The sequence below is a fragment of the Burkholderia sp. BCC1996 genome, assembly GCF_905339955.1.
In the GTDB taxonomy this organism is placed as follows: Bacteria; Pseudomonadota; Gammaproteobacteria; order Burkholderiales; family Burkholderiaceae; genus Burkholderia.
The window spans coordinates 38,620-64,505 of sequence record NZ_CAJPHM010000003.1 but is presented as its reverse complement, the minus strand read 5'-3'; the positions used below and the strand labels follow the sequence as shown (position 1 = coordinate 64,505).

Annotated in this window: 21 protein-coding genes; 15 read left to right on the top strand and 6 right to left on the bottom strand. The window is 66.8% G+C overall.

Going from position 1 to position 25,886, the window contains the following annotated elements; translation table 11 throughout:
• Window positions 1-15: 15 nt before the first annotated feature.
• From U4Z64_RS04495 to nagE, 13 genes are all read left to right on the top strand, one after another.
• Window positions 16-876 carry a substrate-binding periplasmic protein gene (locus U4Z64_RS04495; RefSeq protein ID WP_044848205.1) on the top strand — a complete coding sequence of 287 codons (861 nt, stop codon included), beginning with the start codon at window positions 16-18 and terminating at the stop codon, window positions 874-876.
• Between the two features lie 9 nt (window positions 877-885).
• The gene (locus U4Z64_RS04490) at window positions 886-1,638 is read left to right on the top strand and encodes an amino acid ABC transporter permease (RefSeq protein WP_063927872.1); all 753 of its coding nucleotides are present in this window, start codon (window positions 886-888) and stop codon (window positions 1,636-1,638) included.
• Entirely contained in the window at window positions 1,631-2,419 is a 789-nt protein-coding gene (locus tag U4Z64_RS04485) for an amino acid ABC transporter ATP-binding protein (protein WP_321811411.1), read from the top strand. Before U4Z64_RS04490 ends, U4Z64_RS04485 begins: the two co-directional genes overlap by 8 nt.
• Before the next feature lie 134 nt (window positions 2,420-2,553).
• The gene (gene hisC, locus U4Z64_RS04480; RefSeq protein WP_321819344.1) at window positions 2,554-3,690 is read left to right on the top strand and encodes a histidinol-phosphate transaminase; all 1,137 of its coding nucleotides are present in this window, start codon (window positions 2,554-2,556) and stop codon (window positions 3,688-3,690) included.
• A gap of 84 nt (window positions 3,691-3,774) precedes the next feature.
• Window positions 3,775-4,542 (top strand): histidine utilization repressor, encoded by a 768-nt coding sequence (hutC, locus tag U4Z64_RS04475; RefSeq protein WP_321811429.1) that lies wholly within the window; start codon window positions 3,775-3,777, stop codon window positions 4,540-4,542.
• 252 nt (window positions 4,543-4,794) lie between these two features.
• On the top strand, window positions 4,795-5,502 hold the full coding sequence (gene imuA / locus U4Z64_RS04470; RefSeq protein ID WP_124571326.1) for a translesion DNA synthesis-associated protein ImuA: 708 nt from the start codon (window positions 4,795-4,797) through the stop codon (window positions 5,500-5,502).
• Window positions 5,435-6,940, top strand: a complete 1,506-nt coding sequence (locus tag U4Z64_RS04465) for a DNA polymerase Y family protein (protein ID WP_321819343.1) — start codon at window positions 5,435-5,437, stop codon at window positions 6,938-6,940. Before imuA ends, U4Z64_RS04465 begins: the two co-directional genes overlap by 68 nt.
• Before the next feature lie 6 nt (window positions 6,941-6,946).
• Complete coding sequence (locus U4Z64_RS04460; protein ID WP_321819342.1) at window positions 6,947-10,162, top strand: error-prone DNA polymerase; 3,216 nt, start codon at window positions 6,947-6,949, stop codon at window positions 10,160-10,162.
• Window positions 10,163-10,468: 306 nt separating this feature from the next.
• On the top strand, window positions 10,469-11,203 hold the full coding sequence (locus tag U4Z64_RS04455; protein WP_321819341.1) for a GntR family transcriptional regulator: 735 nt from the start codon (window positions 10,469-10,471) through the stop codon (window positions 11,201-11,203).
• A 97-nt stretch (window positions 11,204-11,300) separates the two neighbouring features.
• The gene (gene nagA, locus U4Z64_RS04450) at window positions 11,301-12,404 is read left to right on the top strand and encodes an N-acetylglucosamine-6-phosphate deacetylase (protein WP_044849197.1); all 1,104 of its coding nucleotides are present in this window, start codon (window positions 11,301-11,303) and stop codon (window positions 12,402-12,404) included.
• Complete coding sequence (locus tag U4Z64_RS04445) at window positions 12,397-13,404, top strand: SIS domain-containing protein (RefSeq protein WP_321800779.1); 1,008 nt, start codon at window positions 12,397-12,399, stop codon at window positions 13,402-13,404. The genes nagA and U4Z64_RS04445 overlap by 8 nt, the downstream gene beginning before the upstream one ends.
• Window positions 13,405-13,419: 15 nt before the next feature.
• Window positions 13,420-16,002, top strand: a complete 2,583-nt coding sequence (gene ptsP / locus U4Z64_RS04440) for a phosphoenolpyruvate--protein phosphotransferase (protein ID WP_321819340.1) — start codon at window positions 13,420-13,422, stop codon at window positions 16,000-16,002.
• An 87-nt stretch (window positions 16,003-16,089) separates the two neighbouring features.
• Entirely contained in the window at window positions 16,090-17,853 is a 1,764-nt protein-coding gene (gene nagE, locus U4Z64_RS04435; RefSeq protein WP_321819339.1) for an N-acetylglucosamine-specific PTS transporter subunit IIBC, read from the top strand.
• Window positions 17,854-18,111: 258 nt separating this feature from the next.
• On the opposite strand, the gene cydX is transcribed toward nagE, so the two are convergent.
• The 5 genes from cydX to rpoH form a co-directional block, all read right to left on the bottom strand.
• Complete coding sequence (gene cydX / locus U4Z64_RS04430) at window positions 18,112-18,234, bottom strand: cytochrome bd-I oxidase subunit CydX (RefSeq protein ID WP_006483737.1); 123 nt, start codon at window positions 18,232-18,234, stop codon at window positions 18,112-18,114.
• 54 nt (window positions 18,235-18,288) lie between these two features.
• Entirely contained in the window at window positions 18,289-19,425 is a 1,137-nt protein-coding gene (gene cydB, locus U4Z64_RS04425) for a cytochrome d ubiquinol oxidase subunit II (RefSeq protein ID WP_044847487.1), read from the bottom strand.
• A 31-nt stretch (window positions 19,426-19,456) separates the two neighbouring features.
• The gene (locus tag U4Z64_RS04420; RefSeq protein ID WP_321800743.1) at window positions 19,457-21,037 is read right to left on the bottom strand and encodes a cytochrome ubiquinol oxidase subunit I; all 1,581 of its coding nucleotides are present in this window, start codon (window positions 21,035-21,037) and stop codon (window positions 19,457-19,459) included.
• Window positions 21,027-21,302 carry a cytochrome oxidase putative small subunit CydP gene (cydP, locus tag U4Z64_RS04415; protein WP_044847485.1) on the bottom strand — a complete coding sequence of 92 codons (276 nt, stop codon included), beginning with the start codon at window positions 21,300-21,302 and terminating at the stop codon, window positions 21,027-21,029. Before cydP ends, U4Z64_RS04420 begins: the two co-directional genes overlap by 11 nt.
• A gap of 330 nt (window positions 21,303-21,632) precedes the next feature.
• Entirely contained in the window at window positions 21,633-22,568 is a 936-nt protein-coding gene (rpoH, locus tag U4Z64_RS04410; RefSeq protein WP_044847484.1) for an RNA polymerase sigma factor RpoH, read from the bottom strand.
• A gap of 361 nt (window positions 22,569-22,929) precedes the next feature.
• Between rpoH and U4Z64_RS04405 the strand changes: the two genes are divergently transcribed.
• Together U4Z64_RS04405 and U4Z64_RS04400 are read left to right on the top strand one after the other, a co-directional pair.
• Complete coding sequence (locus tag U4Z64_RS04405; protein WP_257773600.1) at window positions 22,930-23,499, top strand: acyloxyacyl hydrolase; 570 nt, start codon at window positions 22,930-22,932, stop codon at window positions 23,497-23,499.
• Window positions 23,500-23,544: 45 nt separating this feature from the next.
• On the top strand, window positions 23,545-23,928 hold the full coding sequence (locus U4Z64_RS04400) for a nuclear transport factor 2 family protein (RefSeq protein WP_057926513.1): 384 nt from the start codon (window positions 23,545-23,547) through the stop codon (window positions 23,926-23,928).
• Between the two features lie 142 nt (window positions 23,929-24,070).
• On the opposite strand, the gene leuA is transcribed toward U4Z64_RS04400, so the two are convergent.
• Complete coding sequence (leuA, locus tag U4Z64_RS04395) at window positions 24,071-25,717, bottom strand: 2-isopropylmalate synthase (RefSeq protein ID WP_321819338.1); 1,647 nt, start codon at window positions 25,715-25,717, stop codon at window positions 24,071-24,073.
• Window positions 25,718-25,886: the final 169 nt, after the last annotated feature.

Sequence of the window (25,886 nt, the reverse complement as noted above, 5' to 3'; positions counted from 1 at the left end):
TTCGGAGTCTTTGCCATGAAAGCCATCAAGCGTCTGCTCGTCCTGTCTGCCGTCACGCTGCTACCGAATGCCGTGCCGGGCGCCCACGCGGGATGTCTCGACGATGTCAGATCCGCTGGCGTGCTGCGCTCGGGCAATGGCCTGATGGGAACGCGCCCGTTTGTCTGGCAGAACGAGGACGGCTCTTATGGCGGCTTCGAGGCGGAACTGTTCAAGGAGGTCGGCAAGCGCATCGGCGTGCCCAGGACGGAGTACGTGGTCACCGAATGGAGCACCCTGATTCCGGGGTTGAAGTCGAAGCGATGGGACGTGATCTTCTCGTCGATGTCGGCGACGCAGGAACGCATCAGGATGGCGAACGTGCAGTTCTCCCGCCCGTATTTCCTGCTCTATGACCAGATCATCGTGAAGAACGATTCGCCGATCCGGTCGCCGGCCGATCTGAAGGGGAAGAAGGTTGGCACGACGCTTGGTACGAACGATTCGGTGAATGCGCATCGCCTGATGGACGAGGGCAAGATCGGCGATGTGATGGATTTCAACTCGTTCGGCGAGCCGTTCGTCGCGCTGCAGAACAATCAGGTCGACGCGGTCCTGCTCGATCAAGGCACGCTGCTTGGTCAGCGCGAGAAAATGAAGAATCTCCGCGTGGTAGGCCAGCCGATTTTCTATCATCCCAAACCCGAATGGGTCGATGCCGAGGCGAAAGCGAACTACCGGTTCGGGGCCAGCGCAGTCGCCGTTCGGACCGAATGCGCGGACCTGCTCAACGCGGTCAATCACGCGTTGCAATCGATGGACCAGGACGGGACGCGGCAGCGCATTCTGAGCCAATACGGCGCATGGTCGGCCGAACAGGCATCGTTGACGAAGTAGGGCGGTGACATGAACGAGTTCCTCTTTCACATGATCCCGCGGTACTTCCCGTTTCTGTTGAAAGGTGCGTTGATCACGATCGAGCTTTCCCTGATCAGCATGCTTTGCGCGATTGCACTGGGGCTCGTCGTTGCGATCGGCAGGTTGTCGCCGCGCCGCTGGATCGTCTGGCCACTGAATTGCTACGTGGAGATCTGGCGTGATGTGCCGCTGGTCGTCCAGCTGCTCGTGATCTATTTCACGTTGCCTCAGATTGGACTGACACTGCCGGGCTTCTGGGCCGGCGTGCTCGGCCTGACGCTCAATCTCGGCGCCTATCTGTCGGAGGTGTTCAGGGCGGCGATCCAGTCGATCGACACGGGGCAGCGTGAGGCTGGCATGACCATCGGCATGTCGAACGCGCAGATATACCGGCGCGTGATCCTGCCGCAGGCGATGAAGGTCGCGCTACCGACCGTCGGCGGCTACTTCATATCGCTGATGAAAGACTCGTCGCTCGTGTCGTTCATCGCCGTCAACGAGCTGCTTCGGCACGGCACGATCGTCATCGCGGAGACCTTCGCGAGCATGCAGGTTTATCTGATGGTCGCGATCATCTACTTCGCAATGAGTTTTGCCGCAGCGCGCGCGGTGCGATGGGTCGAACGGAAGTTTACCCCCGCGCATCGTGGGGGCCTGCGCATGGTGCCGCGCGTCCCGTCCGCAGGCGCAATCGGCACGTTCGGGACGAAGCGCGGCGCGGGGGTGACTCTTGATGGCTGACATGACTGACGGTTCGACGCCGATCATCGAGGTGCGCGGTCTGGAAAAATCGTTCGGGAATCTCGCGGTGCTGAAAGGGGTAGACCTCAGCATCCGGACCGGCGAGATCAATTTCTTCATCGGGCCGAGCGGCGGAGGGAAATCGACGCTGCTGCGCTGTATCAACTTCCTCGACGTGCCGACCGGCGGAGAGATTCGGTTCGACGGTGAAGCGCTGTGCGGGAGCGACGGCGGCTCGTTCCGGGTGAAGCCGGAGGCGCGGCTACGCGCCGCGCGCCGCAAGATGCCGATGGTGTTCCAGCAGTTCCATCTGTTCGCACATCGCACCGTTCTCGAGAACGTGATCGAAGGACCGATTCATGTGCTCGGCCGCGCGCGTGATCGGGCGATAGCGGATGCCGAAGCGATTCTCGCCGAAGTCGGTCTCGCCCAGCGCCTCGATCACTATCCGGATCAGCTCTCGGGCGGGCAGAAGCAACGCGTTGCGATTGCTCGTGCGCTCGCGATGGAGCCGAAGGTCGTGCTGTTCGACGAGCCGACGTCGGCGCTCGATCCGGAACTGGTCGCTGGCGTACTCGATACGATCAGGACGCTGGCGGAAGCCGGCATGACGCTGGCGATCGTCACGCATGAGATGGGTTTCGCGCGCAAGCTCGCCGACCGGATTCATTTCGTCGCCGACGGCGTCATCCTCGAATCGGGGGCGCCCGACATGATTCTCGCGGTCGATCATGACGTGCGAGGGCGAATCGGCCAGTTTTTGCGCGCGGTCGAGCGCTGACGACGCACCGTTGGCGGCGGCCAGGTATCGCCGGACCGGTCATTGGGCGACTGGCGCCCACAAGGGGGCGCGTTTTCGGTGGATGCGATGCGTATCGTCGTGAACCGTAAGCCCGTGCAACGACAGGAGAATCGATGGGCAACACTCATATTCAAACGAACGTGGACGGCGTGCCACCGTATATCCGGAGCTTGCCGATATACGTCGCGGGACGCTCGGCGCAATCGGTTGCCCGCGAATATGGCCTGTCGCGGATCATCAAGCTTGCGTCGAACGAAAATCCGCTGGGGTGCAGCCCGCGCGTCGCGGCTGTATTGACGGACCTGGCGTCGCGGGACGAAGCAAGTCTGGCGCGCTATCCGGAAAGCGACGCGCCGGACTTGAGGGCGGAACTCGGCCGCTATCACGGCGTGTCGCCGGACCAGATCGCGGTGACGAACGGTTCGCATGAGCTGATCGATCTGTGCGCGGCGCTCGTACTGCGTGAGGGGCGCGTGGGGCTGTATTCGCAGTATGCGTTCCAGGCGTATCCGATCAGTATCCGGATGCGTGGCGCCGAGGCATGGGCGGTCGACGCGCGGCACTATGCGCACGATGTCGATGCAATGTGTGCGGAACTCGAGGCCGACAGGGAGAGGCTGATTCGCCTCGTCTATCTCTGCAATCCGAACAACCCGACGGGAACCTTGATGACGCCGTCTGACGTCGAGCGAATCGTCGCGACGGCCGGCAAGGATCGTCTCGTCGTACTCGACGAAGCGTATATCGATTACGTGGCGCCGTCCTTGCGGGTCGATGCGACGTCGCTCGTCGCGCGTTATCCGTACCTGGTCGTCGCTCGTACGTTCTCGAAAGCTTATGGACTCGCATCGCTGCGTATTGGCTATGGTGTGATGAGCGCGGACATGGCCGATATGGTCGCGCGTATCCGGCCGACATTCAGCGTGAATGCATTGGCACAGCGCGCCGCTTCGGCGGCCCTCGCGGACCGCGAATTTCTGCGTCGCACGCAGGAGAGCAATCGCGCCGGGATCGCACAGATTGCCGGCGCGCTCGAGGCGCGCGAACTCGAATACATTCAGACGCACGCAAACTTCATCGCGATTCGTCTTCCCGATGCGAAATCCGCGACGCAGCGGTTGCTTGAGAAGGGCGTTGTGGTCCGGCCGCTTGGCGCGTACCGGCTCGACGATTTCATTCGCGTGACGATCGGAACGGACGAGGAGAATCGCATCTTCCTCGACGCGCTGTTCGGCGAGCGAAGCGATTGAATGCCGACGCCGTACGCCGCCGCCGGCGGGTCGGCACTGCGACAACCGGTTACGTTGACCATCCAGACGGGATTTCACAACACAATGCTTAAAGCAGGCGTGCCGTTTCAGCAGATCAAGACGATTGTCCGGGATAAGGTGAGGGCAGGCGAATGGAATACAGGTGATCGCATTCCATCCGAGGTCGACTTGGCGACGACGTATGGAGTCGCACGCATGACGGTCAACCGGGCGTTGCGGGAACTGACCGAAGAGGGCGTGCTCGAGCGCGTGGCGGGCATCGGCACGTTTGTCGCGGTGAGCAAGCCGAAATTGAACCTGCTGGTGATTACGCACATCCGTGACGAAATTCGGGCGTGCGGGCACGACTATTCCTGTCGCGTCGTGATGCAGCGGCCGGAATTCGCACCTCCCGAAATCGCCGGCGCGTTTGGTATCGAGCCCAACGCGCCGATCTTTCGCTTGATATGCGTGCACCTGGACAATGGCCGACCGCTTCAGCTCGAAGATCGCTATGTGAACCCGGCTGCCGCGCCGGCGTTTCTCGCGCAGGACTTTACGGTCGAGCCGCCGTCGGAATATCTGTTCAACAATATTTCCCATCACGAACTCGAGATCGAGCACGTTGTCGATGCGGCACATCCGTCGGAGGCGCAGGCGCTTCTGCTGGAGATCGAGGTCAACGAACCGTGTCTCATTCTTACGCGCCGAACCTGGACTGCTGGCGTTCCCGTCACGTTCGCACGCTTTTTTCATCCGGCCCATCGCTATAGCCTGGGATCGCGATTCAGGCCTGGCCCATTGAACCCGCAAGCGCGGGCGACAGGCCGGCAGCCCGATGTTTCGAAGTGAAAGGGATGCAGCAGGCGGCGGATTCGAGCGGACGGTTTGCGCCGCAGGCTGCCGCATCCGGTCGGCGATCGCGTGCCCGAGGCCCGCATCAAGCTCACGCCGTGCGCGTTTGTGCGGCGGGCGCGCCGGATCATGATGAACGTCCTGGCCGCCTCCATGCTTCCCTCTGACAAAACCCCCGTTTCGTACTAGTACTGTGCGACATGAACGCATTGCCATATACTGTATATCCATACAGTTGTGGGTGGCGTCATGCTCGCATCCTCCATTTCTCCCGAATCCCTCCATCCGTCCCTCTGGCGCGGCTCGCAGCTCGCGCGCGGCGATTCGCGCACGATCGACACGGGTTTCGCGCCGCTGTCCGCCGAGCTGCCGGGCGGCGGCTGGCCGGTCGGCGGGCTCGTCGAACTGCTGGCCGCGCAGCCGGGCTGCGGCGAGATGCGGCTGCTCGCGCCGGCGCTCGCGCGCACCGTCAGCGCGCGGCGGCCGCTCGCGCTCGTCGCGCCGCCGCAGTCGCCGCATGCGACCGCGCTGGCCGCGCTCGGCGTGCCGGCCGACGCGCTGCTGTGGCTGCGCGCGGGCAGCCGCACCGATGCGTTGTGGGCCGCCGAGCAGGCGCTCAGGACCGGCTGCTGCGGTGCGCTGCTGCTCTGGCAGGACGCGCGGCCCGATGCGCTGCGCCGCCTGCATCTCGCGGCCGCGCGCACCGGCGACACGCTGTTCGTGATGCTGCGCCCGCTGTCGGCGGCCAAACAGCCGTCGCCGGCCGTGCTGCGCGTCGCGCTGCATCCGGTGCCGGGCGGCGTGTCGCTCGACATCGTCAAGCGTCGCGGGCCCGCGCGCGGCGAGCCGCTCGCGCTCGATTTGCCGTCGCCCATCGTGGAGAGCCGCTATGCGCGTCTTGCTCGGCATCCATCTGCCGCGCCTGCCGCTCGACGTGTGCGCCCCGCCGCCGTCTGACGGCGCGGCGGACGGCGCAGGCGACGCAGACGACGCAGGCTGCGCGGTGCTCGAGCAGGGTGTCGTGCTGATTGCCGACGCGCCGGCGCGCCGGCAGGGCGTGCGCGCGGGCATGAAGCGCGGCGGCGTGCTGACGCTTTCGCCCGACACGCGGCTCGTCGAACGCGATCCCGCCCGCGAGGCCGATGCGCTGCGCGCGGTCGCGCTCGCGTTGCTGCGCTTCTCGCCGTGCGTCGCGCTCGACGACGAAGCGACGCTGATCGTCGACGTCGGCCCGAGTCTGCGCCTGTTCGGCGGCCTGCCGTCGCTGTGCCGCCGGGTGCGCGCGACGCTCGCGGCGCTCGGCTATGCGGCGCGCCTGTCCGCCGCGCCGACCGGGCGCGGCGCGTGGCTGCTCGCGCGCATGTCGGCGCGTGCGCGTATCCGGCGCCGCGTGGCCGGGCCGGCTTCGCTCGTTCGTACGCTCGATCGCTTGCCGTGCGTGTTGCTGCCCGACGCGCGCCCGTATGCGGGCTGGTTCGACGGCCTCGGCTGCCGCACGCTCGCCGATCTGCGCCGCCTGCCGCGCGCGGGGCTGCAGCGGCGCTGCGGTCCCGCGCTGCTGGCCGCGCTCGATCGTGCGTACGGCGATGCGGTCGAGCCGCTCGCGTGGATGGCGGTGCCGCCCGTGTTCGACGTGCGGCTCGAATTGCCGGAGCGCGTCGAATACGCGGAAGCCGTGCTGTTCGCCGCGCGGCGGCTCGTCGTGCAGCTCTGCGGATGGCTGGCCGCGCGGCAGCTGTCGCTGGCCGCGATGACGTTCGAGCTCGAACACGAGCGCGGCCGCCAGGCCGTGCCGCCGACGCCGCTCGAACTCGCGTTCGCCGCGCCCGTGCGCGACGAGACGCACTTCATGCGGCTGCTCGGCGAGCGGCTCGCGCGCGTCGAATTGCCGGCCGCGGTGATCGCGGTGCGGCTGAAGGCCACGCGCGTCGAATCGGTCGCACCACCGGCCGACGATCTCTTCCCCGAGCCGGGCGGCACGCGCGAGACGCGCGCGCGGCTGTTCGAACTGCTGGTCGCGCGGCTCGGTGCGGATAACGTGCTGCGCGCGGCGCCGGTGGCCGACTATCGGCCCGAAGCCGCGAACCGCTGGCTGCCGTTCGATGCGCCGGCGGGCAAGCCGGCTGACGGACTGCCGGCTGCGCCGCCGCGTCCCGCGTGGCTGCTGGCCGAGCCGCTGCCGTTGCTGATGCGCGGGGAGCGGCCGGTATTTCATACGCCGCTGAGAATGATGTCGTCGCCCGAACGGATCGAGGCAGGGTGGTTCGACGGTCAGCACGTGGCGCGCGATTATTGCGTCGCGCAGGACGAAGAGGGCGCGTGCTATTGGGTGTTCAGGGAGCGGACGGGGAGCGAGGCCGAACCGCACTGGTTCCTGCACGGCCTGTTCGGGTGAGCGGCGATGGTTGCGGAATTCGGTTTGCTGCCCGATTACGCGGAGTTGTTCTGCCGCTCGAACTTCTCGTTCCTGCATGGCGCGTCGCATGCGGAGGAACTGGTCGAGCGCGCGGTGGAACTCGGCTATCGAGGGATCGCGATTACCGACGAATGCTCGCTCGCCGGCGCGCCGCGCATGTATGTCGCGGCAAAAGCGCAAGGGCTGCCGCTCGTCATCGGTTCGTATTTCGACGTCACGCCGGATGAAGTCGCCCCGGGTCACGATCCGGGCCCCGGGGCGTTCGGACTCGTGTTGCTGGCGCAGAACCGCGAGGGCTACGGCAACCTGTCCGAGCTGATTTCATGGCGGCGGATGGAGGCGCCGAAGGGAACCTACCGGCTGACGTCGAGAATGTTGTCGAGGCCGCCCGAGGTTTTCGCTCATCTGCGCGGCATGCCCGACTGTTTCGCGATTCTCGTGCCCGCGTATCCGGTGCGTGCGGAGGTACTCGATGCGCAGGTCGCATGGTTTCGCGCGACCTTCGGCGAGCGTGCGCGGCTCGGGCTCGTGCAGTTGCAGCGCGCGCTGGACGGCCCGCAGCGCGACGAGATTCGGGACGCAGGCGAGCGGCGCGGCGTACCTGTCGTCGCGCTCGGCGACGTGACGATGCATCGGCGTTCATGCAAGCCGCTGCAGGACGTGATGACGGCGATTCGCGTCGGGATGCCGGTGTCGGAATGCGGCTATGCGCTCGCGCCGAATGCGGAGCAGCATCTGCGTGCGCGCGGGCGGATTGCGAAGCTGTTTGCGCCGGACGAGATCGCGGAGACCTGCGCGATTCTCGATGCATGCGATTTCGAACTCGACTCGCTGCGCTACGAGTATCCGGACGAGATCGTGCCTGAAGGTCATACGCCGACGAGCTATCTGGAACAGGAAACCCTGGCGGGCGCGCGCCGTCGCTATGCCGGGGAGCCGCCGGCTCATGTCATGGAGCGGATCGGCTACGAGTTGACGCTGATCGCGAAGCTGAGCTACGAACCGTTCTTCCTGACGGTGTACGACATCGTCAAGTTCGCACGTAGCCAGAACATCCTGTGCCAGGGACGCGGCTCTGCGGCGAACTCGGTCGTCTGCTATTGCCTCGGCATCACCGAAGTCGATCCCGACCAGAGCACGATGCTGTTCGAGCGCTTCATCAGCGAGAAACGTGGCGAGCCGCCCGATATCGACGTCGACTTCGAGCATCAGCGCCGGGAGGAAGTCATTCAGCATATCTACGAAAAATACGGCAAGCATCGCGCCGCGCTCGCGGCGGCCGTTTCGACGTATCGCCCGCGCGGCGTGCTGCGGGAAATCGGCAAGGCGCTCGGCGTCGATCCGATGCTGGTCGATCGCGTTGCGAAGGGGCATCGCTGGTTCGACGGCAGCCGCGACCTGCTGCAGCAATTCGCGTCGACCGGGCTCGATCCGGCCACGCCGATCATTCGCGCATGGGCCGAACTCGCGGGGCGCTTGCTCAACTTTCCGCGCCACCTGTCGCAGCATTCGGGCGGCTTCGTGATCAGTCGCGGCAAGCTCACGCGGCTCGTGCCGGTAGAAAACGCGGCGATGGACGGGCGGCGCGTCATTCAGTGGGACAAGGATGATCTCGAATCGCTCAAGCTGATGAAGGTCGACGTGCTCGCGCTCGGCATGCTGTCGGCGCTGCATCGCGCGTTCGACATGCGCACCGCATGGCGCGGGCCAGAGCAGGACGGCGAGCCATTCACGCTGAAGCATATTCCGCAGGATGACGAAGCAACCTACGACATGATCTGCCGCGCCGATACGGTCGGCGTGTTCCAGATCGAATCGCGTGCGCAGATGTCGATGCTGCCGCGGCTGAAGCCGCGCAACTACTACGACCTCGTCGTCCAGGTGTCGATCGTGCGGCCCGGGCCGATCCAGGGCGGCGCCGTGCATCCGTATCTGAAGCGGCGCAGGATCGTGGCCGGCGAAGAGGAGGGGGAAGTCACGTATCCGAGCGAGGCGCTCAAGGAAGTGCTCGTTCGCACGCTCGGCGTGCCGATCTTCCAGGAGCAGGTGATGCAGATCGCGATGGTCGCGGCCGGATTCACGCCAGGCGAGGCCGACCAGTTGCGTCGCGCGATGGCGGCGTGGAAGCGCAGGGGCGATCTCGGCCCGTATCACGACAAGATCGTCGACGGCATGCTCGAACGCGGCTACACGCGCGAATTCGCCGAGCAGATCTTCGAGCAGATCAAGGGCTTCGGCGAATACGGCTTCCCCGAGAGCCACGCGGCCAGCTTCGCGAAACTCGCGTACGCGAGCAGCTGGCTCAAATGCCACGAACCCGCGATCTTCGTCGCGTCGCTGCTGAACAGCCAGCCGATGGGGTTCTACGTGCCCGCGCAGCTCGTGCAGGACGCGAAGCGTCACGGCGTGAAGGTGTTTCCGGCCGACGTCACGCGCAGCGGCTGGGAAGCGTCGCTCGAAGCGCTGCCCGGCCAGCCGCCGCCGCACGGCCAGCCCGCGGTGCGGCTCGGCCTGTCGCTGGTGCGCGGTCTCGGCGAGGCCGCCGCGCGGCGCATCGAGGCCGCGCGCGCGGCCGGCCCGTTCGAGAACGTCGACGCGCTCGCGCGCCGCGCGCAGCTCGAACGGCGCGATCTCGAAGCGCTCGCCGCCGCGAACGCGCTCGCGACGCTCGCCGGCCATCGCCGCGATGCATTATGGCAAGCCGTCGCCGCGGCCCCCGAACGCGACCTGCTCGCCGCCGCGCCGATCGACGAAACGGAGCAGCCCGTGCTCGGCGCGCCGTCGGAAGCCGACGACATCCTCGCCGACTATCACACCACCGGCCTCACGCTGAACCGCCACCCGGTCGCGCTGCTGCGGCCCACGTTGCGCGCGCAGCGGCTGTCGTCCGCGGCCGAGTTGCGCGACCGTCCCGACGGCCGGCTCGCGCGCGCGTGCGGGCTCGTGATCGCGCGGCAGATGCCGGGCACCGCGAAGGGCGTGATGTTCATGACGCTCGAGGACGAGACGGGCTGCGTGAACGTGATCGTGCGGCCCGAACTGCTCGCGCGGCAGCGCCGCGAAACGCTCGATTCGCGGCTGCTCGCGGCGTCGGGCGTGTGGCAGGTCGTCAGCGACGTGCGGCACCTCGTCGCGCAGCATTTCGAGGACCTGACGCCGCTGCTCGGCGGCCTGCGCACGTCGAGCCGCGAGTTCCACTGACGCGGCGCGCCGGCACGCCGCCGGATGCATACCAGTCGGCCGAACTGGTTCTATTCAGGTATCGTTTTCAGCGCCCCAAACCCGTCAAATCCGGCACCGGAACTGTCCCCTTGCATACCAATCCGGGTAAATCCCTATCCTGCATCATGTTGTAAACAAAGGCTTTCCCGCTACTAAACCGCTTGCCTGGCAAGGCTTCCGGCGATTTTCACCTCTCTAATACCAGTTCGTTGACTGGTATTATTGTGGTTATATAATGCGTTCACTTTCGACGGTCCGAGATCGTCGTCCGACACCCGGAGGCACATGGAAACCGGCTGGTCCGAACTGGCGCCCGATCCCCTCGACGACACGCCGCTGTATCTGCAGCTCGCCCGCAACCTGGCGCGCGCGATTCACGCCGGCGCGTGGCGCGCCGGCGAGGCGCTGCCGTCGGAGCGGCTGCTATCGGGGTCGGTCGGCGTGTCGCGGATCACGGCCCGCCGTGCGCTCGCGCTGCTGGTGGAGCAGGGGCTGATCAAGCGGGCGCGCGGGGCGGGCAGCTTCATCACGCCGCGCGTCGCCGATCCGCTGTCGTGTCTCGTCGGCTTCACCGCGAAGATGCAGCAGCGCGGTTTCGTGCCCGATTCGGTGTGGCTGTCGCGCACGCTGCGCGCCGCGCGCCGCGACGAGATCACGCGTCTCGGCCTCGCGCCGGGCGCGACGGTCGCGCGGCTGGAGCGGTTGCGCCGCGCGGACGGCATCGTGATGGCCGTCGAGCATTCGACGCTGCCGGCCGCGGCGGTGCCGGATCCGCAGGCGCTCGGCGCGTCGCTGTACGAATACCTCGACGCCCGCGGGATGACCGTCGTGCGCGCGCTGCAGCACTTTCGCGCGTCGAACGCGACGCACGACATCGCGAAGTGGATGGCGGTGAAGCCGGGCTCGGCCCTGCTCGTGATCACGCGCATCGGCTACGGCGTCGACCAGCGCGCGATCGAAGTGACCGAAACGTATTGCCGCGACGACTATTACGACTTCGTCGCCGAACTGAAACGCTGACGCGCGAGACTGCCCGCGCGCCACGTGCAACGAAGCACAACGCATTTGCAAATCGCGACGCGGATGTCCGCGTCACCAGATCATCAAGAGAAACGTCATGCTGACTGGAAACATCCTCACCCCCGACGGCTGGATTCACGGCTCGCTCGACAGCGAGAACGGCCGCATCACCACGCTCGACGGCACGCCCGCCGATCCCGCGAAGAACGACGCGCCGTACATCCTGCCCGGCTTCATCGACCTGCACGTGCACGGCGGCGGCGGCGCCGACGTGATGGAAGGCGGCGACGCGATCGAGACGATCGCGCGCACGCACGCGCAGTTCGGCACGACGAGCCTGCTCGCGACGACGATGACCGCGCCGCGCGACGAACTGATGCAGGTCGTCGCGAACCTCGGCACCGTCGCCCGCACTCGCACGCAGGGTGGCGCGCGCGTACTCGGCGTGCACCTCGAAGGGCCGTACATCAACCCCGGCAAGCTCGGCGCGCAGCCGGACGCGGCCGTGTCGGCCGTGCTCGACGAAGTGCTGAAGTACCTGTCGATCGCGCCGATCCGCGTCGTCACGCTCGCGCCGGAAATCGCCGGCCACATCGAGATCATCGGCGAGATGGCCGCGCGCGGCGTGCGCGTGCAGCTCGGCCACTCGCTCGCGACCTACGACGACGCCGTCGCCGCGCTCAAGCACGGCGCGTGTGGTTTCACGCACCTGTTCAACGCGATGTCGCCGCTGCATCACCGCAACCCGGGCCTCGTCGGCGCCGCGCTCGCGCATGCCGAGTACGCGGAAATCATCCCCGACCTGCTGCACGTGCATCCGGGCGCGATTCGTGCCGCGCTGCGCGCGATTCCGCGCCTGTACGTCGTGACCGACAGCACGTCCGCCACCGGCATGCCCGACGGCGAATACCGGCTCGGCAGCCAGCACGTAACCAAGTGCCTCGGCGGCGTGCGGCTCGCCGACGGCACGCTCGCCGGCTCCACGCTGACGATGGACCAGGCGCTGCGCAACCTCGTGTCGCTCGGCCTGCCGATCGCCGATGTGTCGAACCGGATGTCGCGCTATGCGGCCGACTACCTCGGCGTCACCGATCGCGGCCGCCTCGAGCGCGGCGCATGGGCCGACCTCGTCGTGTTCGATCGCGACCTGAACCTCACCGCGACCTACGTCGAAGGAGAATCGATTGTCGAATATGCTTAAGGAAGCGCGCGAGTCCGCCCAGGTCGTCGCCGCGCAACTCGCCGACACCACGCGCGTCGAAACGCTCGCCGCGCAACTGCTCGATCACCCGCCGGCCGTCGCGCTGACGGTCGCGCGCGGCAGCTCGGATCACGCCGCGAGTTATTTCGCGAGCCTGACGATGAGCCGCCTCGGCGTGCCGGTCGCGTCGCTGCCGATGTCGGTCGCGACGCTGCAGCAGGCGCCGCTGAAGGTGCAGGACCAGCTCGCGCTCGCATTCTCCCAGTCGGGCAAGAGCCCCGATCTCGTCAACACGATGGCCGCGCTGCGCGAAGCCGGCGCGCGCACCGTCGCCGCCGTCAACGTGCTGCCGTCGCCGCTCGCCGACGCGTGCGAGCACCAGCTGCCGCTCTTGGCCGGCCCCGAGCTGTCGGTCGCCGCGACCAAGAGCTACATCGCGATGCTGTCGCTGTCCGCGCAGATCGTCGCGTACTGGCAGCGCGACGCCGCGCTGATGACGGCGTTGCGCGGCCTGCCCGACGTGCTCGCGCAGGCCGGCCGGCTCGACTGGTCGCCGGCCGTCGCCGCGCTCGCGGGCATCGAGCGGATGATCGTGATCGGCCGCGGCCTCGGGCTTGCGATCGCGCAGGAAGCCGCGCTGAAGCTGAAGGAAACCTCCGGCATCCAGGCCGAGGCATTCTCGAGCGCCGAAGTCCGGCACGGCCCGATGGAGCTGATCGACCGCGACTATCCGCTGCTCGTGTTCGCGCCGCCGGGGCCCGAGCAGGCCGGGCTGCTGCAGCTCGCGCAGGACATGCGCGCACGCGGCGCGGCCGTGCTGCTCGCGGCGCCGGCCGGCACGCCCGGCGCGACCTTGCCGCTCGCGCAGTCCGCCCATTCGGCGCTCGACCCGATCGCCGCCATTCTTTCGTTCTACGTGATGGCGGCGGAGCTCGCCGTCGCGCGCGGCCGCAATCCCGACACGCCGCGCCACCTGAACAAAGTCACCGAAACGCACTGATAGCCGAGACAGCCGATGAGACGCGCCGAGGAGTCCCAGTTGAAGAGTTCCACCCATGATCAGATCGTCCTGCTCAGCCCCCTGACCGGGCCGATCGTCGCGCTGGCCGATGTGCCCGATCCGGTGTTCTCCGGCGGGATGTTCGGCGACGGCATCGGCATCGACCCGCTCGCGGGCCAGCTCGTCGCGCCGTGCGCCGGCGTCGTGTCGCATCTCGCGCGCACCGGGCATGCGGTGACGATCACGACGCCGCAAGGCGCGGAAGTGCTGCTGCACATCGGCATCGACACCGTCGAGCTGAACGGGCAGGGCTTCACCGCACACGTCGAAGCCGGCGCGCGCGTCGACGCGGGTGACCTGCTGATCGAGTTCGACCAGGACGCGGTCGCGCGCAGCGCGCATTCGCTGGTTTCGGTGATCGCGATCGCGAACTCCGACGCGTTCGACGTCGTCGAGCGCGCGAGCGGTTTCGCGACGGCCGGCGAGACGCCGCTCCTGACGCTGCGCGGCAAGGGCGAAGCGGCCGCGCAGGCGGCGCAGGCCGGCGCCGCGGCGATGAACGAAGTGCGTCGCGAACTCGTGCTGACGCAGCCGGGCGGCCTGCATGCCCGCCCGGCCGCACGCGCACGTGAGTCCGTGCGCGGCTTCGACGCGACGGTCGACGTGCAGTTCGACGGCCGCAAGGCGTCGATCGCGAGCGTCGTGGGCCTGCTCGCCCTCGGCGCCGGCGAAGGCGCGACGATCGAGCTGATCGGTCGCGGCGCGCACGCGCAGCAGGCCGTCGACGCGGTCGAGCACGAGCTGCTGCGCGAAGCGCACGGCGAAGTCGAGGAGAAGCCGGCGCGGCTGCGTTCGCCCGCACCGCAGCCGATCGTGCACGACACCGGCGCGACACTCGATCCGAACACGCTCGCTGGCGTGTGTGCGGCGCCCGGCATCGCGGTCGGCACGCTGGTGCGTCTCGACGATGCGGACATCGTGCCGCCCGAACAGGCAACCGGCACGCCGGCATCGGAAAGCCGCCGGCTCGACCAGGCGCTGACGGCGGTCGACGCCGAACTCGACGAAACGGTGCGCAACGCATCGGCGCGCGGCGCGGTCGGCGAGGCGGGGATCTTCGCGGTGCATCGCGTGCTGCTCGAAGACCCGACGCTGGTCGACGCGGCGCGCGACCAGATCAGCCTCGGCAAGAGCGCGGGCTTCGCGTGGCGCGCGACGATCCGCGCGCAGATCGACACGCTGTCGAAGCTCGACGATGCGCTGCTCGCCGAGCGCGCGGCTGACCTGCGCGACATCGAGAAGCGCGTGCTGCGCGCGCTCGGCCACACCAGCGGCGCGACCCGCACGCTGCCGGCCGAGGCCGTGCTCGCCGCCGAGGAATTCACGCCGTCGGACCTGTCGTCGCTCGATCGCCAGCGCGTGACCGCGCTCGTGATGGCGCGCGGCGGCGCGACGTCGCATGCGGCGATCATCGCGCGCCAGCTCGGCATTCCGGCGCTCGTCGCGGTCGGCGACGCGCTGTATGCGATTCCCGACGGCACGCAGGTCGTCGTCGATGCGAGCGCGGGCCGTCTCGAACACGCACCGACCGCACTCGACGTCGAACGCGCGCGCCACGAGCGCCAGCGCCTGGACGGCGTGCGCGAAGCGAACCGGCAGCTGGCCGGCGCCGCCGCCGCGACGGTCGACGGCCGCGCGATCGAGGTCGCCGCGAACATCGCGACGCTCGACGACGCGAACACCGCGGTCGACAACGGCGCGGACGCGGTCGGCCTGCTGCGCACCGAGCTGATGTTCATCCATCGCCAGGCCGCGCCGAGCGTCGTCGAGCACCAGCAGAGCTACCAGTCGATCGTCGATGCGCTGCAGGGCCGCACGGCGATCATCCGCACGCTCGACGTCGGCGCCGACAAGGAAGTCGACTACCTGACGCTGCCGCCCGAGCCGAACCCGGCGCTCGGCCTGCGCGGCATCCGCCTCGCGCAGGTGCGCCCCGATCTGCTCGACGATCAGCTGCAGGGCCTGCTCGCGGTGAAGCCGTTCGGCGCGGTGCGCATCCTGCTGCCGATGGTGACGGATGCCGGGGAACTCGTGCGGCTGCGCCAGCGCATCGACGAATTCGCGCGGGCGCAGGGCCGCACCGAGCCGATCGAGGTCGGCGTGATGATCGAGGTGCCGTCGGCGGCGCTGCTCGCCGACCAGCTCGCGCAGCACGCGGATTTCCTGTCGATCGGCACCAACGACCTGACGCAGTACACGCTCGCGATGGACCGCTGCCAGGCCGATCTGGCCGCGCAGTCCGACGGCCTGCATCCGGCCGTGCTGCGCCTGATCGACATCGCGGTGCGCGGCGCCGCGAAGCACGGCAAGTGGGTCGGCGTGTGCGGCGCGCTGGGCGGCGATCCGCTCGCGGTGCCGATTCTCGTCGGCCTCGGCGTGACCGAACTGTCGGTCGACCCGGTGTCGGTGCCGGGCATCAAGGCGCGCGTGCGCCGTCTCGATTACCAGCTGTGCCGCCAGCGTGCGCAGGATCTGCTCGCACTCGACTCGGCACAGGCGGTAAGGGCAGCAAGCCGCGAGGTCTGGCCGCTCGACTGAACGTCGACGGCGGGCGCGCGACCCGTTTCACTACGCAAGCAATTAGGTCAACGACGCTTAATGACGAGACATGGATTGGAGGATTGAATGGACGGGAATCCGTTTCTGAAGATACAGGGCCTGGGCCGGGCGCTGATGCTGCCGATCGCGGTGTTGCCGGTCGCCGGCATCCTGCTGCGGCTCGGGCAGCCGGACGTGTTCAACATCAAGATGATCGCCGACGCCGGCGGCGCGATCTTCGACAACCTGCCGCTCCTGTTCGCGATCGGCGTGGCGGTCGGTTTCGCGAAGGACAACAACGGCGTGGCGGCACTCGCGGGCGCGATCGGCTACCTGATCGAAACCGCGATCATGAAGGACATCGATCCCAAGCTGAACATGGGCGTGCTGTCCGGGATCATCGCGGGTGTCGTTGCGGGCTTGCTGTACAACCGCTACAAGGACATCAAGCTGCCCGACTACCTCGCGTTCTTCGGCGGCAAGCGGTTCGTGCCGATCATCACCGGGCTCGTGTGCGTGGTACTCGGCATCGTGTTCGGATACGTGTGGCAGCCGGTCCAGCATCTGATCGACGCGGCCGGCCAGTGGCTGACGACGGCGGGCGCGATCGGTGCGTTCGTGTTCGGCTTCCTGAACCGCCTGCTGCTCGTCACGGGCCTGCACCACATCATCAACTCGCTCGCGTGGTTCGTGTTCGGCAACTTCACGCCGCCGGCCGGCGGCGAGCTCGTGCACGGCGACCTGCACCGCTTCTTCGCGGGCGATCCGACCGCGGGCACCTTCATGGCCGGCTTCTTCCCGATCATGATGTTCGGCCTGCCGGCCGCGTGTCTCGCGATGCTGCACGAAGCGCCGAAGGAGCGCCGCGCGATGGTCGGCGGCCTGCTGTTCTCGATGGCGCTCACGTCGTTCCTGACCGGCGTGACCGAGCCGATCGAATTCAGCTTCATGTTCCTCGCGCCGGTGCTGTACGTGATCCACGCGGTACTCACCGGGCTGTCGCTCGCGATCTGCCAGATCCTCGGCGTGAAGCTCGGCTTCACGTTCTCGGCCGGCGCGATCGACTACGTGCTGAACTACGGGCTGTCGACGAAGGGCTGGATCGCGGTGCCGCTCGGCATTGCGTACGGCGTCGCGTACTACGGGCTGTTCCGTTTCTTCATCCGCAAGTTCAACATGGCGACGCCCGGTCGCGAGCCGGCCTCGCCCGACTCGGCAATCGAGTCGTTCGCGTCGGGCGGTTTCGTCGCACCGGCGGCCGGTGCCGCCGCGGCAGCGCCGCGTGCACAGCGCTACATCGCCGCGCTCGGCGGCGCGGGCAACCTGACGGTCGTCGACGCCTGCACGACGCGCCTGCGCCTGAGCGTCGTCGATCCGGAGAAGGTGTCGGAGCCGGAACTGAAGTCGATCGGCGCGCGCGGCGTGCTCAAGCGCGGCGGCAACAGCGTGCAGGTGATCATCGGGCCGGAGGCGGACATCATCGCCGACGAGATGCGTTCGGCGATCGGCAGCGGTGCGGCCGGTGCCGCTGCGGCGGCCCCGGTCGCGGCCGCGCAGCCGGTCACGGGCGCAGCGGCCGGTCCGCTCGATCCCGATCCGCTGCGTTGGCTTGCGGTGTTCGGCGGCGCGACCAACGTCGCATCGCTCGACGCGATCGCGACCACGCGCCTGCGCGTCGTCGTGCGCGATGCAGCGGCGGTCGATCGCGATCGGCTCGGCGCGCTCGATGTCGCATGGGTGACGCCGGACACGTTCCATATCGTCTGCGGCAACGCGGCGGCGCGCTATGCGGAACAGATCGGCGCCCGCCTGACGTCGACGGGCGGTGGTGCGGCCGTGCAACCGGCATGATGCGATGAGATCGGCCCGATCCGCGTCGCGGATGCGGGCCGCCGGTCGGTAAAACGAAAACGGCTTGCGACGCGTGTGTCGCAAGCCGTTTTTCTTTGGCGGCGCGCGATTGCGATGCGTGCATCGGCATCGCGCTCAATTGGCTTCGACGTGCCGCGCGTGCCGAACGAATGTCCGGACGAAAAAAACCTCGCACGTAGCGAGGTTCGTTCCCGATGGCGCGCGGCGGGGCGATCAACCGCCGCCGCATATGAGCGGTCAGTCGCGGCGTGCGCGCACCGGCGCTTCCTGCGGCTTCTGCCGCGCTTCGAGCCACATCGCGTTGACGATGCCGAACGACAGCGCGACGCCGATACCGAGAATCCAGCTGAAGTACCACATGATCCGACTCCTTGCGAAACGGTGGGCGAGGGCGCGTGCGCGCCCCGGCCGGGTTCAATACATCGAGTGCTTGTTCTCTTCGAGCGACTGGTGCGTGACCTTGCCGCGCATTACGCGGTACACCCAGCTCGTATAGAGCAGGACGATCGGCAGGAACACGATCACCGCGAACAGCATCACCTGCAGCGTCATGTGGCTCGACGTCGAATCCCACACGGTCAGGCTGCTGCGCGGGTCGAGCGACGACGGCATGATGAACGGGAACATCGAGAAGCCCGCGGTCAGGATCACGCCGGCGATCATCAGGCCGGTGCAGAAGAACGCCGTCTTTTCCTGCTTCGAGCCGGCGAGCAGCAGCGCGAGCAGGCCGCCCGCGATCCCGACGACCGGCGCCGCGATCATCCACGGATACTCGCCGTAATTCGCGAGCCACAGGCCCGAGCCGGCCGCCACGTCCTTCAGCAGCGGGTTCGCGACCGTGTCGGTCGGCGCGGCGTGCGTGATGTGGAAGCCGCCGATGGTCGACGCGATCAGCACGCCGGCCAGCACGAACAGCACGACCGCGACGAGCGCCGACACCCGCAGCGCGATCGACGCGCGGCGTGCGATCACGCCGTCGGTCTTCATCTTGATGAATGCCGCGCCGTGCGCGACCAGCATCGTGAGGCTGACGAGCCCGCAGAGCAGCGCGAACGGGTTCAGCAGCGCCCAGAAGCCGCCGTAGTAGGTGACGCGCAGGTCGCTGTCGAACTTGAACGGCACGCCCTGCAGCAGGTTGCCGAACGCGACGCCGAACACCAGCGCCGGCACGAAACCGCCGACGAACAGGCCCCAGTCCCAGCCCGCGCGCCAGCGCGGGTCGGGCCGCTTGCTGCGATAGTCGAAGCCGACCGGCCGGAAGAACAGCGCGAACAGCACGAGCAGCATCGCGAAGTAGAAGCCGGAGAACGATGCGGCATAGACGAGTGGCCAGGCGGCGAACATCGCGCCGCCGGCCGTGATCAGCCACACCTGGTTGCCTTCCCACGTCGCGCCGACCGTGTTGACGATGATGCGGCGTTCCTCGTCGGTCTTGCCGAGGAACGGCAGCAGCGCGGTCGCGCCCATGTCGAAGCCGTCGGTGACGGCGAAGCCGATCAGCAGCACGCCGACGAGCAGCCACCAGATCAGCTTGAGAGTTGCATAGTCCATAGCGATTCCTTGTTCCGTTGCGGGGGCGTGCTCAAACCGCGGCACGCTCGCCGGCTGCGGCGAGTTCGTGGTGATAGCGGCCGGTATGCAGCGACGACGGGCCGAGGCGCGCGTACTTGAACATCAGCTTGATCTCGATGACGAACAGTGCCGTGTAGAACGCGATGAAACCGGCGAGGCTCAGGTACAGGTCCGTCGACGTCAGGCTGGACGCGGACAGATGCGTCGGCAGGATGCCCGCGATCGTCCACGGCTGGCGACCGAGCTCGGCGACGACCCAGCCGAATTCCGCGGCGAGCCACGGCAGCGGGATCGCCCACACCGCATAGCGCAGGAACCAGCGACGGTTGTCCTGCAGCAGCTCGCGGCGCGCGCAGAACCAGAACGCGGCGACGAAGGTCGCGAGGAACAGGAAGCCGAGGAACACCATGATCCGGAACGAGAAGAACACGGGCGCGACCGGCGGGATGGTCTTCTTCGCGGCGGCCTGGATCTGCTCCGGCGTCGCGTCGACCACGTTCGGCGTGAACTGCTTGAGCATCAGCCCGTAGCCGAGATACTGCTTGTGCTGGTCGAACAATGCGCGGGTCGCGTCGCTCGTGTCGCCCTGCTTGATCTTCTGCAATGCGCCGTACGCGACCATCCCGCTCTGGATGTGCTCCTCGCTGCGCTTCGCGAGCTCGCGCAGGCCGATCACCGGCTCGTCGATCGAGCGCGTCGCGATCAGGCCGAGCGCGTACGGGATCTTGATCGCGTAGTCGGTGCGCTCTTCCTTCTGGTTCGGAATGCCGATCAGCGTGAACGACGCCGGCGCCGGCTGGGTTTCCCATTCCGATTCGATCGCGGCGAGCTTCATCTTCTGCACTTCGCCGGTCGTATAGCCCGACTCGTCGCCGAGCACGATCACGCAAAGCGTCGACGCGAGACCGAAGCCGGCCGCGACCGCGAACGAGCGCAGCGCGAAATCGGTGTCGCGCTTCTTCAGCAGATACCACGACGAGATGCCGAGCACGAACATCGCGGCCGTCACGTAGCCGGCCGACACGGTGTGCACGAACTTTACCTGCGCGACCGGGTTGAACAGCACGTCGAACAGGTTCGTCAACTCCATGCGCATCGTCTGGTAGTTGAACTCGGCGCCGACCGGGTTGTTCATCCAGCCGTTCGCGACGAGGATCCACAGCGCGGACAGGTTCGAGCCCAGTGCGACGAGGAACGTGACCATCAGGTGCTTGACCTTCGACAGGCGGTTCCAGCCGAAGAAGAACAGGCCGACGAACGTCGATTCGAGGAAGAACGCCATCAGGCCCTCGACCGCGAGCGGCACGCCGAAGATGTCGCCGACATAGTGCGAGTAGTACGACCAGTTCGTGCCGAACTGGAATTCGAGCGTGATGCCGGTCGTCACGCCCATCGCGAAGTTGATCCCGAACAACTTGCCCCAGAACTGCGTCATGTCCTTGTAGACCTGTTTGCCGGTCATCACGTAGACGGCTTCCATGATGACGAGCAGCCAGGACAGGCCGAGCGTCAGCGGCACGAACAGGAAGTGGTAGAGCGCCGTGATGCCGAACTGCAGACGCGACAGATCGACGACTTCGCTACTTATCATGGTGGTCTCCCTCGGTGGATGCAGGCGCCGGCACCGAGAGCAGCTTCTCGGCGACGACGGCAGGCGGCAGCGACATGTGCTCGGCCTGCGGATGATTGAAGAATGCGTATTTGAGCGACATCAGGAGGATCAGCTTGACGATCAGCACCAGCGTGATGTCGCGCATGAGGGTCGGCCCGCGCGCCCACGCGGCGATGCGTGCGCGCCAGCCGCAGCCTGTGGCCTGCGGGGGACGCGGCGCAGGCGCTTTATTGATCGAGATCAAGGTGATTATCCTGAATCGATTTACATCGGTTTTGGGGCGACTTTACGTCGGATTTATGACGGCAGTTAAGCTGTTTTAATCCTTTTGAGCCGACATGCCAATTTTAAAATGCCGGCTTTCCGATGCCGAGTGCGGCGATGCGGCAGACCGTCGCGAAGCGCGTGTCGAAACTTGAGGCAGATCAAGGTTATGCGGAAGGGGCCGGAATTCGCCCGATACCCGATCAACAAGGTCGATTAATCAGACGCGATCGAGGCTAAAAACGACAGACGAAAAAAAACCGCTGCCGGGCGGGCAGCGGTTTTGGGTGAAGCGCTCTAAATCGCGGATTCAGGCGTATTCGGCAAGTGCGGTGCGCATCTTCTTCATGGCGCTCGCTTCGATCTGGCGGATGCGTTCCGCCGATACGCCGAACTCGGCCGCGAGATCGTGCAGCGTCGAGCCGCCCGAGCCGTCGTCGTCGACGTTTAGCCAGCGCGCCTCGATGATTCGGCGGCTGCGTGCGTCGAGCGCCTCGAGCGCCTGCGCGATGCCGTCCGTCTGCAGCATGTCGCGCTGACGCGCGGCGAGCACGGCGGTCGGCTCGTTGTGCGAATCGGCCAGGTAAGCGATCGGCGCGTACGACTCCTCGCCGTCTTCCACTTGGCCCTCGAGTGCGATGTCGCCGCCCGACAGGCGCGTTTCCATTTCGGTCACGTCTTCGCGCTTGACGTTGAGCTCCTGCGCGAGGCCGTCGATTTCCTCCGGCGTCATCGCCTGCATGCTCTTCTTGTGGCTGCGCAGGTTGAAGAACAGCTTGCGCTGAGCCTTCGTCGTCGCGACCTTCACCATCCGCCAGTTGCGCAGGATGTACTCGTGGATCTCGGCCTTGATCCAGTGGATCGCGTACGACACCAGACGCACGTTTTGCGCCGGGTCGAAACGCTTCACTGCCTTCATCAGGCCGATGTTGCCTTCCTGGATCAGGTCGCCGTGCGGCAGGCCGTAACCGAGATAGTTGCGCGCGATCGACACGACGAGCCGCAGGTGCGACAGCACGAGGCGGCGTGCCGAGTCGAGGTTGTTGTCTTCGCGGAATTCGGTCGCGTACTGGCGTTCCTCTTCGGCGCTCAGCAGCGGGATCCGGTTGACGGCCTGGATATACGCGTCGATGTTGCCAAGCTGGCCCGGCAACATCGATTGAGTCGCGAGCGCCAGCGAGCCTGCCGATTCGGCCTTGGCCGGCGTCGGGCTCAGGGTATTCGGAAGGGTCAGGGCGTGGCTCACTAAAAAACTCCTTTGGAATCAGGGACAAACCCCTGGTCTCGGATGAGATTCCGGGGCCCATCTTAGCACTCCCGTAATCCGAGTGCTAATTCCTTAGAGGGCACGGGGGCATCCAAGTTCCCGGTTTTCTATCGAACTTGTCGAGTCGATAGTCTAATTTGCGACCGGGCTGGCGGGGGGAAGTTCCGTAAGCCATTGTTTCTGATGGTAATCAGTAGACGATTTCGATTTTTGTAGTTTTGGAAGCAAACAATTTCGCTTCGCGATGCCGATCCGAAAAGTCCTTTACCATACCATTCAGTTCGCTCGGGCCCGGCCGCTGCGGCAAGGCTCCATTCAACCCACAAAGTTGGAGTGTCAGATGAACAATAAGAAGAATCGCCGGCCCCATAGTCGGCTTGCGCTGCACGCGCTGCTGGCGGCGTCGCTGCTGGGCGGATCGGGTGCCGCGTTCGCGGATCGATGGGGAATCCAGGCCGGCGGCGGGTTTTCCGATCGCCACGGGATCGACAAGGGCGATCTCGGCGTCGTGTGGGATCCGGGCTGGAACTGGTGGGAAATCGGCGGCTGGCACTTCGCGTTCGTGGTGGAAGGGCACGCCGGCTACTGGCATACGGGCGGCAATGTGCATGGCAGCATCGGCGAATTCGGCGCGCAGCCGATGTTCCGCTTCATCAAGAGCGCGGGCCAGGTGCGTCCGTTCATCGAGGCCGGTGCCGGCATCCGCTTCCTGACTTCCCCGACGATCTCCAACAATCTGTCGCTGGCGACGTCGTTCCAGTTCGTGGACATCGCCGGCGTTGGCGCCCAGTTCGGAGAACGGCAACAGTATCAGGTCGGTTACCGTTTTCAACATGTGTCTAACGCGGGTATCAAAGAGCCGAATCCTGGTATAAATTTCCACCAGTTCTACGTGCAGTACAACTTCTGATCCGCACGCCGGCGCATGGCGGGCGCGTTGCCGAGGAGTCAGGCGATGGCGAAGGTGGTCGATGCGATTCGCGCACTCGAGCGCGATCGGTTCCGGGCGATGGTCGACGGAGACGGCGAGGCGCTCGACGCGCAATTGTCGGACAAGGTGTTCTTCGTGCACACCAACGGCAAACGCGAAACCAAGCAGCAGTTCATCGACGCCATCGTCGCCGGCCGCCGCCGCTATCGCCAGATCGAAATCCAGTCGCAGGACCTGCTGCCCGTCGGCGACGCGACCTGCGTCGTCACCGGGCGCGCGTTGATCGAGATGGAAACGAACAACGGCGGGCTGGTGTTTCCGATCGCCTATACGGCCGTCCACACGCATGAGCAGGGCCACTGGCGCCTGCTCGCGTGGCAGGCGACGCGGTGCGCGACCGAGACATGAGCGCGCCTGGCGCTCCTTTTCATGTCCCGACCGAAGCGGCCTTCTGGGCCGCTTTTCATTGGCCCGTGCGGCGCGGATCGCGCGGCGCACGGGCGGTCACGCACCGCTCGCTGACGTTCGAACCCTGAAGCGAAATCTGCCGTCAGGCCGCCGCACGGCGGTCGGCGCAATGCCAGGCCGAGCGGTTGATCGCGCTGACGACCGCATCGAGCGCGGCGCTCGCCGCGTCGTCGTGCACCCCGACACCATGCCGCAGCGGCGCGTCGCCGACCCGGCAGCCGACCGATACCGCGATCCGGCCGTCCGTCGTGCGCGCGTGTTCGCACGAGGCGACGTCGATCGTCGCGCCGGCTGCCGTCGCGAAGGCAGCGGCCACGCGTTGCACGGCGTCTTCGGGCGTCGCATCGGCCGGCGGCGCGCTCGCGATGTCGCGGTTCTGCCAGCGTGCGCCGTTGCCGTGGCGCGCGGCCGGGCCGTCGGTCTCGAAGAATTCGCGCGCGAACAGCGCACAGATCGCGTCGCCGGTCACTTCCTCGCCGGATGCGTCGGCGAGCGTCTGCACCGCGTGGCTGAATTCGATCTGCACGCGGCGCGTCGGCGTGAAGCCCATCCCGCGTTCGAGCAGGAAAGTCGCGCCGCCCTTGCCGGACTGGCTGTTCACGCGGATCACCGCGTCATAGCTGCGGCCGAGGTCGGCCGGGTCGATCGGCAGGTACGGCACTTCCCACACCGCGTCGGGGCGCTGCTGCGCGAAGCCCTTGCGGATCGCGTCCTGGTGCGAGCCGGAGAACGCGGTGAACACGAGGTCGCCCGCGTACGGATGGCGCGGATGCACCGGAATCTGGTTGCAGCGCTCGACCACGCGGCGCACCGCGTCGATGTCGGAGAAATCGAGGCCCGGGTCGATGCCCTGCGTATAGAGGTTCAGCGCGAGCGTGACGAGGTCGACGTTGCCGGTGCGCTCGCCGTTGCCGAACAGGCAGCCCTCGATGCGGTCGGCGCCCGCGAGCAGCGCGAGTTCGGCGGCGGCAACCGCGGTGCCGCGATCGTTGTGCGGATGCACGGACAGCACGATGCTGTCGCGATACGCGAGGTTGCGGTCCATCCACTCGATCTGGTCGGCGAACACGTTCGGGCTCGCGGCTTCGACGGTCGCCGGCAGGTTGACGATCATCTTGTGATCGCGGGTCGGACGCCACGCCTGCGCGACCGCGTCGCATACTTCGCGCGCGAACGTCAGCTCGGTCATGCTGAAGGTTTCAGGAGAGTACTGATAGGTCCAGTGCGTGTCCGGGCGGGCCGCCGCGTGTTCCTTGATGAGTCGCGTGCCGTCGACCGCGAGCGCTTTCACGTCGTCCTTCGACATCCCGAACACGATGCGCCGGAACGACGGGCAGATCGCGTTGTACAGGTGCACGATCGCGCGCGGCACGCCGTCGAGCGCGTCGAAGGTGCGCGCGATCAGGTCTTCGCGCGACTGCACGAGCACTTCGATCGTCACGTCGTCGGGGATCCGCTTCTCGTCGATCAGCTTGCGGACGAAATCGAAGTCGGTTTGCGACGCCGACGGAAACCCGACTTCGATCTCCTTGAAACCGATCGCGACCAGCATGTCGAAGAACTCCAGCTTCTGTTCGATGCTCATCGGCTCGATCAGCGACTGGTTGCCGTCGCGCAGGTCGGTGCTCATCCAGACCGGCGCACGCTCGATGGTGCGGGTCGGCCAGCGGCGGCCATTGATGCGGACGGGTTCGAACGGACGATACTTGTCTTGCGGGTTGCGCTTCATCTTCTGGACCTCGGGTCTCAAGTCGCGAGCGAAGACGGGCGGCATGGGCGACGGTAGGCGCTGCCTCGCACCGTGGCGCCGGAAACGCGCTGCGGATGCGGATGATCTTCGCGAATCGACCGACGGATAGACGGACGAATGCTGACGACTTCGGGTTGTAAAAACTGCG